The following is a 13,069-nucleotide window of genomic DNA, read 5'->3' on the forward strand; positions in this document are numbered from 1 at the left end:
TCGTCTCCCACCCAGTTGTACCGACATCCCCGAGGGGCGTGTCATGAACAATTACATCGGTGTAATTCGGTGGAAGTCAAGTCGCGAATCGTAAACCCTCAATCGTGCATCGAGGCTTCAGCCGGGCCGCGACACGCTGATCGCGTGTCCGAGTCGTGATCACGCGTCGGCGACGGATGCCGCGCGCCGGGCCGACCACGCGCTGGCGACCATCTCGGCGAGCCCGTGACGCATGCGCCAGTCGAGGTCGCGCGCGGCCAGCTCGCCCGACGCGACGATGCGCGCGGGATCGCCGGCGCGCCGGGGGGCCACCTCGGGTTCGAACGCGATCCCCGTGACGCGAGCGACCTCGCGCATGATCTCGCCGACCGAGACCCCGTCGCCCGAGCCGAGGTTGTACACCGGCTCGATCGGCTCGCCCGCATCGAGTCGGCGGGCCGCCGCGACGTGCGCGTCGGCGAGGTCGGCGACGTGGATGTAGTCGCGCACGCACGTGCCGTCGGGGGTGGGATAGTCGTCGCCGTTGATCCTGGGCGTCCGGCCGTCGAGCAGCGCGTCGAACACGAGGGGGAACAGGTTGTGCGGGCTCGGGTCGTAGACCTCATCGGTTCCCGAGCCCACCACGTTGAAGTACCGCAACGACGTGTGACGCAGTCCAGCGGCACGGGCCTGGTCGGCGAGCAGCCACTCGCCCACGAGCTTGGACTCGCCGTACGGCGATTCGGGGTGCTTGGGGGTCGCCTCGGTGACGAGGTCGACATCGGGCGTGCCGTACACCGCCGCGCTCGACGAGAACACCATGCGGTCGACGCCGCTCGCCTCCATGGCGCCGAGCAGGGTCGCGGTGCCCGTGACGTTCTGCCGGTAGGTGTGCAGCGGCTGCTTCACCGAGACGCCCGCGTACTTGAAGCCCGCCAGGTGCACGACGCCCACGACGTCGTGCTCCTCGATGGCCCGCTCGAGCAGCGCGCCGTCGAGGATCGAGCCCTCTACGAACGGCACGCCCCGCGGCACGAATCCTCGCTGTCCCGACGAGAGGTCGTCGACGACGACCGTCTCGATGTCCTGGGAACGGAACGCCCGCACGACGTGCGCCCCGATGTACCCGGCTCCCCCGGTGACCAGCCAGCTCATATCCGCCTTCCGCCGCCGGTGCGTCCGGCGTCGTGACGATGCTAGCGGCCCGTGGGAACCGGGTCTCGCGGACTCAGGCCCGGCGCAGCGGCATCCGCTCGACGTGGCGGTTGCGGTCGCGGATCTCGGGACGGCCGTAGCCGTCGGTGTCGAGCCGGAGCAGCGTCGCGACGACGCCCCAAGCGGCAAGCCCGGCGATGATCAGCAGCACGATGGTCTCCATGGCAGTAATTGTGCTCCTTGCAACATCCTGCCGGAAGTGGCAGACTCGCCATAGATCGACATATTCCTGCCAGTGTCCGCTGGCCTGCCCGGGAGGCCGCTCGTGCTCCAGACCATCGCCTGCATCGCCGTCCCGCAGATGGCGCCGTTCGAGTTCGGAGTCATCTGCGAGGTGTTCGGCATCGACCGGGCCGAGCACGGCGGTCCCACGTTCGACTTCCACGTCGTGGCCGCCGAGCCTGGTCCCATCTCCACCAAGCTCGGGTTCGACATCGTCGTGCACGAGGGACTCGCGGCGGCAGAGACGGCCGACCTCGTGGCCGTGCCCGCGTCGCTCATCGACGAGCCCGCGCATCCCGAGGTGCTCCGGGTGATCCGCGAGGCCGTCGACCGAGGCGCGTGGGTGCTCAGCGTCTGCTCCGGCGCATTCACGCTCGGCCGCGCCGGCGTGCTCGCCGGCCGCCGCGCCACGACGCACTGGATGTACACCGATCGGATGGCCGACGAGTTCCCCGACACCGTGGTCGACCCCGACGTGCTCTTCGTGCAGGACGGCAAGGTCGTCACGGGCGCCGGCACCGCCGCCGGCATCGATGCGGCGCTGCACATCGTCCGCACCGAGCTCGGCGCGAGCGCCGCCAACATCGTCGCCCGCCGGATGGTCGTACCGCCCCAGCGCGACGGCGGTCAGTCCCAGTTCATCCAGACGCCCGTCGCAGAGGTGCGCACCGACTCGTTCGCGCGCGTCACCGAGTGGATGCTCGAGCACCTCGACGAGGACCTCACGGTCGACCGCCTCGCGCGCACCGCCCTGATGTCGCCGCGCACCTTCGCGCGCAAGTTCCGTGCCGAGACCGGCACGACGCCGAACGCCTGGCTCAACCGGCAGCGGCTGCTCCGCGCGCAGCAGCTGCTCGAGGAGACCGACCTCACGCTCGAGGAGATCGCCCGCGAGACGGGCTTCGGCGCGGCCGCGGTCATGCGGCACCACTTCGTGAAGGTGCTCCAGACCACTCCGACGCAGTACCGCCGGGTCTTCGGGCCGCGTCAGGTCGGCTGAGCGTCCTCGCGCGGCCTGGCGCGCCTCAGCGTCCGGCGACGACGCGCGTGGTGGCGATCCACGCCACCCCGTCGCCGTGCACCTCGAGCGCTCCCTCGTCGGGCGAGACGAACACCGCCTCGCCGCGCTCGACCCTTGCGCCCCCGCCGAGGCCCGCGACGTCGACCCCGGCGCCCTCGGCGAGCACGATCGCCGGTCCGCCGAGGGGCACGCGTGCGGCATCCGTCGCCTTCTCGACCCGGAACAGCGTGAAGTCGGCCACCGGGGGGCGGTACTCGACCACGCCCGGCGACACCTGCACCGCGGCGAGCACCGGGGGCTCGATCGGCGTGAAGTCCAGCACCTCCACGAGTTCGGCGACGTCGACGTGCTTCGACGTCAGGCCGCCGCGGAGCACGTTGTCGCTCGCGGTCATGAGCTCGATGCCGAGGCCTGCGAGGTAGGCGTGGATGTTGCCCGCGTCGAGGAACAGCGCCTCGCCGCGGCGGAGCGTGACGCGGTTCAGCAGCAGCGAGATCACGATCCCCGGGTCGCCGGGGTACTCCTCGGCCAACTGCCCGACCGTGCGGAACGACGCCTCGAACGGCGACGTGAGCGCCGTCTCGGAGCCGGCCAGCCCGGTCACGCGCTCGACGACCCACGCGGCCTCGCCCGTGTCCCCGCCGCGTCCGTCCTGCAGCAGCCACTCGACGGCCTCGCGCAGCGGCTCGGCGGACTCGAGCCGCGAGGCCAGGAGGTCGATCGCCCCCGGCTGCGGCTCCTCCGACGCGACGTCCGCGGCCCGGAGGACGCGCAGGATCCCGGCGACCTCCTCGAGCGGCCGGAAGCCGGAGAGCGCCTCGAACGCGTCGCTCACCGCGACGATCAGCTCGGGCTTCGAGAAGGGGTCGCGGTAGTTGCGATCGAACGCGTCGAGGGCCACGCCCTCGGCCTCCTCGCGCGCGAATCCGGCGCGCGCCTGCTCGGGGTCGGGGTGCGCCTGCAGCGAGAGCGGTCGGTCGGCCGCGAGCAGCTTGAGCAGGAAGGGAAGGCGGGCGCCCTCGCGGGCGAGCTCGGGCCCGAGCGCCGCGGCGGGGTTGGCGGCGACGAGCTCGGCGAGGTCGGCGGCGCCGACGGATGCCGCGTCGATCACCTCCGCGGGCGAACCCGCGTGCGCACCGAGCCACAGCTCGGCCTCGGGGCCGCCGCTCGGTCGCACGCCGCGGAACTCCGCGATCGCCGTGTGGGATCCCCACGCATAGCCCCGGGGATGGTTGCGGATGGCGACAAACATGCGTGGTGGCGTCCTTTCGCGGTTTGGCTCCAAACTACCAACGGCTGCGGTTCGGCCCGCCGCCGTGCCTAGGCTCTGGACATCCACGACGAGGAAGGTCCGACATGTCCTACGAGCCGCTCTCGAGCGACTTCTATTCGTACGGGTCGCTGCTGACGGCGCGCGAGCAGGAGGCGCTCGCCGCGCTGCGCGCCTGGCTCGAGCGCGACGTCCAGCCCATCGTCAACGACCACTGGGAGCGCGCCGAGTTCCCGATGGAGGTCGTGAAGCCCCTCGCGGACCTCGGGGTGCTCTCGTTCGCCTGGGACGAGACCGCGCCCTTCGAGAACTCGGCGGTGTTCCGCGGGTTCGTCGCGCTCGAGCTGGCGCGGGTCGACCCGTCGGTCGGCACGTTCGTCGGCGTGCAGAACGGCCTCGCGACCGGGTCGATCGCGGTCGCGGGCTCGGAGGAGCAGCGCCGCGAGTGGATCCCGAAGCTCGCCTCGGGCGAGGTCGTGGGCGCGTTCGGCCTCACCGAGCCGCTGTCCGGCTCTGACTCGGCCCGCGGCCTGCAGACCACCGCGCGCCGCGAGGGCGACGCGTGGGTGCTGAACGGCGCGAAGCGTTGGATCGGCAACGCCACGTTCTCCGACATCACGATCATCTGGGCGAAGGACGAGGCCGACGGGCAGGTCAAGGGCTTCATCGTCCCCACGTCGACGCCCGGCTACGCGGCGACGAAGATCGAGGGCAAGATCAGTCTCCGGATCGTGCAGAACGCCGACATCACCCTCACCGACGTGCGCGTGCCCGAGTCGCTGCGCCTGCAGAACGCGAACTCCTTCCGCGACACCGCGGCCGTGCTGCGCCAGACCCGCGCCGAGGTCGCCTGGGCGGCGGTCGGCACCGCGATCGGCGCCTACGAGGCCGCCGTCCGGTACGCGACGGAACGCGTCCAGTTCGGCAAGCCCATCGGCGCGCACCAGCTCGTCCAGGACCTGCTCGTGAAGTGCATCGGCAACATCACCGCTTCGCTCGGCATGGTCGTCCGGGTGTCCGAGATGCAGGACCGCGGCGAGCTGCGCGACGAGCACTCCTCGCTCGCGAAGACGTACGCCACCGAGCGCATGCGCGAGACGGTCGGCTGGGCCCGCGAGGTGTGCGGCGGCAACGGGATCGTGCTCGACTACGACGTCGCCCGGTTCTTCGCCGACGCCGAGGCGCTCTACTCGTACGAGGGCACGCGCGAGATGAACACCCTCATCGTCGGCCGCGCGATCACCGGGCACGCGGCGTTCGCCTGAACCACCCGGCCGGCGCCTAGCTGACGGATGCCGCGGCGAATGCGCGAAGCTCCCGTGGCGCCGCACGGAACCGGACGAGCGGCACCCCGGCAGCCTCGTCGCCCCAGTACGGCATCTGCACATACTGCACGCCGTCGATCTCAACGAGATCGTGTTGAAGCAGGTCGAGCCCGCCACGCGCGATGTATTGGAGTGCCCGCTCGTGGTCATCACGCAGGATCAAGTCGAACAGGACCTTGTACTCGGCCGGCACGACGTTCCAGACCGGTTCGTTCGCCTCAGGTGCGAGCGAGGCGAGTCCGGACCGGAGGGCGGCATAGGCATCGTGGCTCATCCGCGGCAATTCGGCGGTTGCCACCGCAGCGTCGTAGCCGAGGAACTGCGCTCGCCGCGCCTCGCATACCTCGGGCGTGGATTCGCGGCTCAGCACCTCGAGCGCTCGCACCGCCGTGGCGAACCGATCGCGGATTTGCGCCGTGTTGACGCCCTGCTGCGTCATCGACGACCCGTCGTGTCGGATCCGCCATGAGACCACCGCGCGACGGAGCACGTCGATGCGCTCCGCGCGGGCGTAGGCGCGGGCGCTCACCAACTGGTCTTGGAAGTGACCGCCCTCGGGGAAGGCAAGCCCCGCCGAGTCCCAGAAGCTTCGACGGTACACCTTCGTCCACTGCACCGCATTGACCATGATCTGCGCGAACTGCACGACCGAGGTTCGGCGCCGATCCGTCTCGTGAGCCTCGTCGATCCAAAACGCCGGCGGGGTCCTGCGACCGTCGACCAAGCGGTCGTAGCTGCCGACCGCGAAGTCGGATCCCGAGGCCTGGAGCGCCTCCACGAGGTCCCGGAGCGCGCCGGCCAGCATGAGATCGTCGCCGTCCAGGAATGCGAGGTACTCACCCTTACCGTGTGAGACGCCGAGGTTGCGCGCGGCGTTCACATCGCCGAACGAGGCGTCCACCAATCGCACCCGCGAATCGCGCTCGACCCAGCGACGGACTCGATCGCGCGTCGCGTCCTCGGACGCATCGTCGACGACGATGAGCTCCAGCCTCCAGTAGCCCTGCGAGAGGACGGACCTGATCGAAGCATCGACGTAGTCCGCGACGTCATGGACCGGCATGACGACGCTGATCCAGCCGCTCGTGCGTTCCGCCACGGGAATCGCGGCTCCGGCCCGACGACCGCGGTTGCGGCGTACCACCGCGGCGATCGGCGCCAGGGCTCCCTTCATCCGAGCGCGTGCACGGTTCACCACTCTACGAGGACCGGGCATGGAGTGCAGCGTAGCGGCGAAGCGGCTGGGGGTCGGAGCCGATCACCCTCCAGCAGGTCGCCCCAGCACCTCGGCACGGACTTGCTCGACGACGTCACGCCGCTGCTCAGCGTTGAGCTCGCCCTCCTGGACGCTCGTAGGTCGGGCGCGCCCCGACGATCCCGGCAGGCCATCCGGTCGTGCGGGCGACCGGCCCTCGGTCGGGCCGGCCGGCGCAGCGTCCGCCTGCGGCGCCGAGCCCGTCCGCTGGGCGGCGCGCTGGAGGGCGCCGACCGACGTCGCTGCCAGGCCACGAAGCACGGCCCTCGCGAGATGCCTCGGCAGGAACGCGACGACTCGTCCGACGCGGAACGTGAAGGACCTTCGCGTCGCCTCCAGTTCCGCCGCCAGGCGAGCGCGGAGCCGCCCCTTGACTCGCGCCTGGATGCCGACGTTCCGCTCGGAATAGAAAGTCATCCAGTCGAGGAGGAGGGAGGCGTCGGCGAGCGACGGTGCGGGCGAGTACTCCGGCGGAAGGCTTTCGGAAAGCAACCGGGCGTAAAGGTCCGCCATGTCATGGGACCGCGCGCGCCGTGCGGCCGCCAGTGACGCCTCGGAGAGCTTCGCGTAATCCGCGGGGTCGCGGCTGATCCGAGCGATCTCGTGCGCCAGGTCGGTGACGGACCCCTGACGAACGGCACTCACTCCGTCGTTGTCCTTCGTGGTCTCGACCCATGGCAACTCGTACATGGCGATCGGCATGCCCATCGCCTGCGCTTCGACGAGCGTCAGCGGATTCCCCTCGATCACGCTTGTCGAGACGAGCAGGTGCGCCTCGGAGAGCGCATCGAGAAGGTCTTGTCCATAGAGCGGGCCTGGCAGGCTGACGGCATCCGCAACTCCTCGACGGGCCGCCTCGTCCAGCAGTTCCGCCGCAGTCAGGTCGGCCGTGTCCGGCCCGATGATCGTCAGATGGAAGTCGATGTCGAGTCCGCGGAGATGCTCGGCGACGGCGATCAGGTCTCGGACCTGCTTGGTGTGCTGCTGCAGCCGCCCCCACCAGACCAGATTGACCGTGCCGTCGGGTGGCGACTTCGGCTGGCGTTCACCGAGCTTCGCGAGCAGGGTCGAAGGGGGATTCGGCAGCCAGACCACGCGCTCGATCCCCTGGAGCTTCCAGAAGGAGACGTCTTCGGTCGAGAGCACCACGACGGTCCAGAGCAGGGGAAGGTGCGCGCGAAGGAATGAGCCGCGGGTGCCGAAGTCGTACACCGTCCGTAGCGCGAAATTATGGAGCCAGCCGATGGTCGGCACTCCGATCGTCCGAGCGATCAGCGCATAGAACGGCCAGTTCTCGTTGTACAGGACGTTGTGGTCGATGACGACGTCATGCTTCTTGCAGATCTCGAGCCAGGAACGCAGCTTCCCTGCGAGCGTGGTGCCGTCGATGACGATGAGGCGAACCTCGGGCGGCAGGTCATGGACGGCGTCATCCGACTTGTGCACGGCGACGGTGACTGACAGGCCGTTCTCGACGAGGTACCGAGACTGGGCGGCCACGACGCCCTGCACGCCACCGGTCTTCATGTCATGCGTCGCGATCAGAACCCTCTGAACGTTGCGAGGCGCCTCAGGCGCCTCGGCACGGCTCGACAGGAGAGCGCGCGCGTCTGGACGGAAGCTCGCCGCGGCACGGATCATGTCGACGTCGCCGACCCGTTCACCGAGCAACGAGACGCAATCCGGCTGGAGCTTCTTGGAGACGTTCCTGATGCAGTATCCCAGCACGCTCCCGATGATCGAAAGGCGGGCGGACTCGTAGCTCGCGAAAAGGTCGGCGGGATCTTCCAACCTCTCGCCGAGCTCCCGAATGCTCTCCTCGATGCACTCGATGGAGTCGACCGCGCCGAGATAGAAGCGGAAGGCATCGAGATCCACGACCTGATGCCCGCTCCGCCCGCGCCGGAAGAAGTAGCGGTAGAGGTGCTTAGTGGTCGAGGCATACCTCCGCGCTCTCGCGAAGGCCAGGAAGGCGATGGGGATGTCGTTGGCGCGGAACAGAATCAGGTCGTCGGGCAGGCCGGAATAGGCTTCCAGCAGGAGCTCGCGCCGATAGAGATTCCGCCAGAGCTGACCCTGTGCGACCTTCCCCTGAGGGAAGATCCCCGGCACGATGCCGGCACCGGTGAGCGTGCGATGACGCGGTTGCAGTGACGCTTCGAATTCCCCGCCGGTGGATCCGTCCGGCTTCACCACCTCGACGCCGAAGCCGACGATATCCGCTGCTTCGGCACGAGCACGCCTGAGCGCGACACGTGCAGCGTCGGGCGCGAGTTCGTCGTCGCCGTCGAGGAAGAGCACGTAGGGAGCTGCCGCAGCCTCCACCCCACGCCGTCGTGCCTGGAAGGCGGAGAGGTTGGCGTCCTGCTTGAGGAGCCGGATCCGGGGGTCCTTCCGTCGGTGCGCATCGACCACCGCAGCCGTGCCGTCGGTCGACGCGTCGTCGACGCAGATGATCTCGATGTTGCGCAGCGTCTGGCGCGTGCAGCTCTCCAGTGCGCTCGCGACCCACTCCTCGTCGTCATGGAGTGGGATGACGATGGACACGTCAGGGGTCGAGCTCACGGGGGTCTCCTGCTTGAACCGGGAATCAGCGCCCTCGCTGTGCATGGGCATTCCGGAGGGTGAGGGGACCGCCGAGCAGCGGCCGGTGACGATTTTACCGTGCCAGCGACCTTCACCGCGCCACGCCGTGCGTACGCCGACCGGTGGGCCGTCAGCGACCGAGGCCGCGGTACTCGAACCCGGCCGCCCGCCAGGCAGCGGGCTCGAGCGCGTTGCGCCCGTCGATGATCCGAGCGGTGCTCATGAGGCCTCCAGTGGCCACCGGGTCGAGCGAGCGGTATTCACCCCACTCCGTCACCAGGACGGCGAGTTCGGCGCCGCGAAGCGCGTCAGAGGCATCCGGCGCATACGCGAGCTGCGGATGCCTCGCCCTCGCGTTCTCGATGCCCTCGGGGTCGGTCGCGACGACGGCTGCACCGAGCCCGTTGAGGCGCTCGGCGACATCGAGGGCCGGCGAGTCGCGCACGTCGTCGGAGTTCGGCTTGAAGGTGAGCCCCAGCACCGCGATCCGCCGCTCGAAGACAGAGCCTCCGAGCAACTCCAGCGCGAGTTCCACGACCCGCTCGCGGCGCCGCAGGTTGATCGCGTCGACCTGCCGGAGGAACGCGACGGACTCCGCGCGCCCGATTTCCTCGGCACGAGCAGTGAATGCGCGGATGTCCTTTGGAAGGCAGCCCCCGCCGAATCCGATGCCGGCGTTGAGGAAGCGGCGGCCGATCCGGGCGTCATGGCCGATGGCATCGGCGAGGGTGGTCACGTCCGCGCCGGTCACCTCGGCGATCTCCGCCATGGCGTTGATGAAGCTGATCTTCGTCGCGAGGAACGCGTTGGCAGCCGTCTTGACCAGTTCCGCCGTGGCGAAATCGGTCACGATGCGCGGTGCGCCGCGGGTCAGGATCGCCGAGTAGACCGCGTCGAGCAGCTCGGCGGCGCGCTCGTCCGAGACGCCGTAGACCAGCCGGTCGGGCGTCAGCGTGTCGGCGACCGCGAACCCCTCGCGAAGGAACTCGGGGTTCCAGGCGAGGAGCGCCTCGGACCCCGCGGCCGCGAGGCGCTCGGCCAGTTCCGCGGCGGTGCCCACGGGAACGGTGCTCTTGCCGACGATGAGCGACCCGGAGGCCGCCACCGGGGCGAGGGCGTCGAACGCCCCGTGCACGTACGTCAGGTCCGCGCCGTCGGCACCGGGGAGCTGGGGCGTACCCACCGCGACGAAATGGACTTCGGCCTCCGCGGCCTCGGAGATATCCACCGTGAAGCGGAGGCGGCCGGACTCGACACCCTCGCGCAACAGGTCGGGCAGGCCCGGCTCGAAGAACGGCGCCTCGCCCGCGGCGAGCCTGGCGATCTTCGCCGGATCCGTGTCGACGCCCACCACGTCGTGCCCGAGCTTGGCCATGGCGGCGGCATGCACCGCTCCGAGGTAACCGCACCCGATGACTGAGATCTTCACTTCGCTCCTTCGTAAGCTCCTGACATTCTCGCCTACGGAAGCGGGTGGTCCTCTCCGCACCTTCGTCCGCGCTGGTGGGCCGAATGGTGCGCGATAGCCTTGTGCGCATGACCACGGGACGGCGGCACGCGCTCGAGGGTGCGTTCGCGACGTTCGCGTTGTTCACCGCGTTCGCCGGGCAGTTCTGGCGCAACCTCCTCGGCTGGTGGGGCTTCGGCGCCATCGTCGTGCTGATCGTCGTCGGCGCGGCCTGGCTGTGGTGGTCGAGGCGGCCGCAGCTCGCGTGGCGTCGCGTCCCCAAGTCGACGCTCGCGTTCGTCCTCATCGCGACGGCCTCGCTCGCGTGGTCGTTCTACCCGACCGCGACCGCGCTCGGCCTCGGCATCATGCTGGCGACCGCGTTCATCGCGCTGTCGCTCGCGCTGTCACTCGGCTGGCACGGCTTCCTGCGTGCGCTCGGCGGGGCGCTGAAGTGGCTGCTCGCGCTCTCGCTGCTCTTCGAGCTCTGGGTCGCACTGTTCGTGCGCGAGCCGCTGCTTCCACTCTTCCCCGACTTCGACCCCGACGCCGGCAAGCTCCCGATGGCCTTCTACTGGTCGCGCGCGCTCCTGTTCGAGGGCGGCCCCATCGAGGGGATCGTCGCGAGCCGCAACCTGCTCGCGATGGCCGCGCTGCTGGCGATCATCCTCTTCGGCGCACTGCTCGCGAGCGGCGGCATGCGCCGCACCCAGGGCATCGGATGGCTCGTCGTCGCCGGCCTCGTGTTCGTGCTGACGCGCTCGGCGACCGTGATCCTCGTCGCGGTCGTGGTCGCGATCGCGCTCGCGTTCGCCCTGTGGGCCCGGCGCGTCGGACCGGATCGGCGTCGGGGCGTGTACGTCGCCGCGAGCGCCGCGCTCGTGGCATCCGTCGCCCTGCTCCTCGTCTTCTGGAACGCGCTGCTCGACGTGTTCGGCAAGGGCGAGGACCTCACCGGCCGGCTCGACATCTGGGAGTCCGTCATCGGACTGGCGACCGAGCGACCCTGGTTCGGCTGGGGCTGGGTCGGGTACTGGAACCCGTTCGTCGAGCCGTTCGACGATCTCGCCGTGCGGAAGGGCGTGACCTACCTGCAGGCGCACAACGCCTGGCTCGACGTGTGGATGCAGCTGGGCGTCGTCGGGCTCATCGCCTTCGCATCGATCGTGATCGGCGCCCTCTGGAGGTCCTGGTTCCTCGCCGTCGACCCGCCGATGGACGAGCAGGGCGGCCGGCTGCCCTACTCCGCGGCCTCGCTCATCCCCCTGCTGGCCCTCGTCGCGCTGATCGGGCAGTCCCTCGCCGAGAGCCGCATCCTGATCGAGTCGGGCTGGCTGCTGCTCCTGGCGATCGCCTGGGGCACCAAGCAGCGGCAGTGGGCGCCCGAGGCGCTTCCGCCCATGCCGCCGACCCGTTCCCCTCGACGTTTCGCGCGCCCGCAGGTGCGTTCGTGAGGTCGGCGCTGCGCGAGTTCGCCGGTTCGGCGCGCTTCGCCCAGTCGCTGACGCTCATCGCGATCGCGCTCGCGTTCTCGACCCACGCGATCCGGTCGATGATCGGGTGGCCGGGTCTGCTCGCCGCGCTCGCGACGCTGATCGTCCTCTGCGGGCTCTCGCTCGTGGCCCGCTGGCGCGCGGTCGAGTGGTACGGCATCCTCCCGCTCACGATCCTCGTCTTCGTCGGGTGGGTCGCGGCATCCGTGATCTGGAGCAACGCGCCGGTCGCCACGCTGGTGCGCGTCGGCTACCTCATCGCCTTCGGCGTGCTCGGGCTGTACGTGGCGCTGATGCGCGACACGATCCAGATCGTGCGCGCGTTCGGCGACGTGTTCCGCGTGCTGCTCGCGGTGTCCCTCGCGCTCGAGGTGCTCTCCGGCGTCCTGCTCGACCTCCCGATCGCCTTCCTCGGCATCCAGGGCGACATCGCCTCGCTCGGGCCGATCCAGGGCATCTTCGGCTCGCGCAACCTGCTGGGCTTCGTCGCGCTCATCGCACTGCTGACGTTCATCATCGAGTGGCGAACGCGCAGCGTCCAGCGCGGGCGGGCGATCGCCTCCCTCGTACTGGCCTCGATCGCGCTCCTCCTGGCGGGATCCCCCGTGACGTGGATCGCGCTCGGCGCGTCGCTCGTCGCCCTCGCCGCACTGTTCGGCCTGCGCCGCGCCCCCGAGCACGACCGGTGGCGGTGGCAGCTCGCGCTCCTGGTCACGGGCGTCGTCACGCTCGTGACGGCATGGGTCCTGCGGGTGCGCATCATCGAGCTACTCGATGCGCGCGGCGAGTTCGACGTGCGCCTCGACGTCTGGCGCGAGGTCTCCCGCTACCTCGCCGCCAACCCGCTCCAGGGCTGGGGTTGGGTGGGCCGTTGGCCCGACGCCGCCCCCTACGAGTGGATCGAGCGGGCGATCGGCCGTGAGCTCAGCTCGGCGCTCAGCGCCTGGATCGACGCGTACTTCCAGGTGGGCGTGATCGGCATGCTGCTGTTCGCCGCACTCGTCGGCGTCGCGCTCGTGCGCTCGTGGCTGCTCGCCTCGAACCGGCGGAGCGTGGTGTACCTGTGGCCCGCCCTCGTGCTCGTCGCGATCACGGTGACGAGCTTCGCCGAGAGCTTCGCGCTGCAGGAGGGCGGCTGGATGCTCGTCGTGGTGTGCGCGGTGAAGGCGGCGCGCGACATGAGCTGGCGCGATGCGCTGGCGGCCGCGCGCGCCGCCGAATGAGAGCCCGCTCGCGATTCTGCCTCGCGAGAGGCG

At 70.1% G+C, this 13,069-nt stretch carries 10 protein-coding genes; 4 read left to right on the top strand and 6 right to left on the bottom strand.

Annotation, left to right across the window (positions count from 1 at the left end; genetic code table 11):
- Window positions 1–159: 159 nt before the first annotated feature.
- On the bottom strand, window positions 160–1,134 hold the full coding sequence (galE, locus tag BLT99_RS08750; RefSeq protein WP_092671112.1) for a UDP-glucose 4-epimerase GalE: 975 nt from the start codon (window positions 1,132–1,134) through the stop codon (window positions 160–162).
- 73 nt (window positions 1,135–1,207) lie between these two features.
- On the bottom strand, window positions 1,208–1,357 hold the full coding sequence (locus BLT99_RS17585) for a hypothetical protein (RefSeq protein ID WP_157674962.1): 150 nt from the start codon (window positions 1,355–1,357) through the stop codon (window positions 1,208–1,210).
- A 102-nt stretch (window positions 1,358–1,459) separates the two neighbouring features.
- Between BLT99_RS17585 and BLT99_RS08755 the strand changes: the two genes are divergently transcribed.
- Window positions 1,460–2,416: a GlxA family transcriptional regulator gene (locus tag BLT99_RS08755; RefSeq protein ID WP_092671115.1), complete on the top strand. Its 957-nt coding sequence runs from the start codon at window positions 1,460–1,462 to the stop codon at window positions 2,414–2,416.
- A gap of 25 nt (window positions 2,417–2,441) precedes the next feature.
- On the opposite strand, the gene manA is transcribed toward BLT99_RS08755, so the two are convergent.
- A complete protein-coding gene (gene manA, locus BLT99_RS08760) occupies window positions 2,442–3,689 on the bottom strand; it encodes a mannose-6-phosphate isomerase, class I (protein ID WP_092671118.1) in 1,248 nt (415 codons plus the stop codon).
- 104 nt (window positions 3,690–3,793) lie between these two features.
- On the opposite strand from manA, the gene BLT99_RS08765 reads away from it, so the two are divergent.
- Window positions 3,794–4,972, top strand: coding sequence for an acyl-CoA dehydrogenase family protein (locus BLT99_RS08765; RefSeq protein WP_092671121.1), 1,179 nt, complete (start codon window positions 3,794–3,796; stop codon window positions 4,970–4,972).
- A gap of 16 nt (window positions 4,973–4,988) precedes the next feature.
- Here BLT99_RS08765 and BLT99_RS08770 read toward each other — a convergent pair whose 3' ends face one another.
- From BLT99_RS08770 to BLT99_RS08780, 3 genes are all read right to left on the bottom strand, one after another.
- Entirely contained in the window at window positions 4,989–6,131 is a 1,143-nt protein-coding gene (locus BLT99_RS08770; protein WP_157674963.1) for a glycosyltransferase family 2 protein, read from the bottom strand.
- Window positions 6,132–6,290: 159 nt separating this feature from the next.
- Window positions 6,291–8,852: a glycosyltransferase gene (locus BLT99_RS08775; RefSeq protein WP_166670935.1), complete on the bottom strand. Its 2,562-nt coding sequence runs from the start codon at window positions 8,850–8,852 to the stop codon at window positions 6,291–6,293.
- A 151-nt stretch (window positions 8,853–9,003) separates the two neighbouring features.
- Window positions 9,004–10,302, bottom strand: a complete 1,299-nt coding sequence (locus tag BLT99_RS08780; protein WP_092671130.1) for a UDP-glucose dehydrogenase family protein — start codon at window positions 10,300–10,302, stop codon at window positions 9,004–9,006.
- A gap of 107 nt (window positions 10,303–10,409) precedes the next feature.
- Between BLT99_RS08780 and BLT99_RS08785 the strand changes: the two genes are divergently transcribed.
- Both BLT99_RS08785 and BLT99_RS08790 read left to right on the top strand, forming a co-directional pair.
- A complete protein-coding gene (locus BLT99_RS08785) occupies window positions 10,410–11,774 on the top strand; it encodes an O-antigen ligase family protein (RefSeq protein ID WP_133988572.1) in 1,365 nt (454 codons plus the stop codon).
- On the top strand, window positions 11,771–13,036 hold the full coding sequence (locus BLT99_RS08790) for an O-antigen ligase family protein (protein ID WP_229724746.1): 1,266 nt from the start codon (window positions 11,771–11,773) through the stop codon (window positions 13,034–13,036). The genes BLT99_RS08785 and BLT99_RS08790 overlap by 4 nt, the downstream gene beginning before the upstream one ends.
- Window positions 13,037–13,069 lie beyond the last annotated feature (33 nt).

The sequence above is a fragment of the Agromyces flavus genome, assembly GCF_900104685.1.
Classification (GTDB): Bacteria; Actinomycetota; Actinomycetes; order Actinomycetales; family Microbacteriaceae; genus Agromyces; species Agromyces flavus.

What these genes read in the sequence shown, in the direction of transcription:
- BLT99_RS08785 (WP_133988572.1), top strand. Translation starts at nt 10,410, where the DNA reads ATGACCACGGGACGGCGGCACGCGCTCGAGGGTGCGTTCGCGACGTTC.
- BLT99_RS17585 (WP_157674962.1), bottom strand. Translation starts at nt 1,357, where the DNA reads ATGGAGACCATCGTGCTGCTGATCATCGCCGGGCTTGCCGCTTGGGGC.
- BLT99_RS08765 (WP_092671121.1), top strand. Translation starts at nt 3,794, where the DNA reads ATGTCCTACGAGCCGCTCTCGAGCGACTTCTATTCGTACGGGTCGCTG.
- galE (WP_092671112.1), bottom strand. Translation starts at nt 1,134, where the DNA reads ATGAGCTGGCTGGTCACCGGGGGAGCCGGGTACATCGGGGCGCACGTC.
- manA (WP_092671118.1), bottom strand. Translation starts at nt 3,689, where the DNA reads ATGTTTGTCGCCATCCGCAACCATCCCCGGGGCTATGCGTGGGGATCC.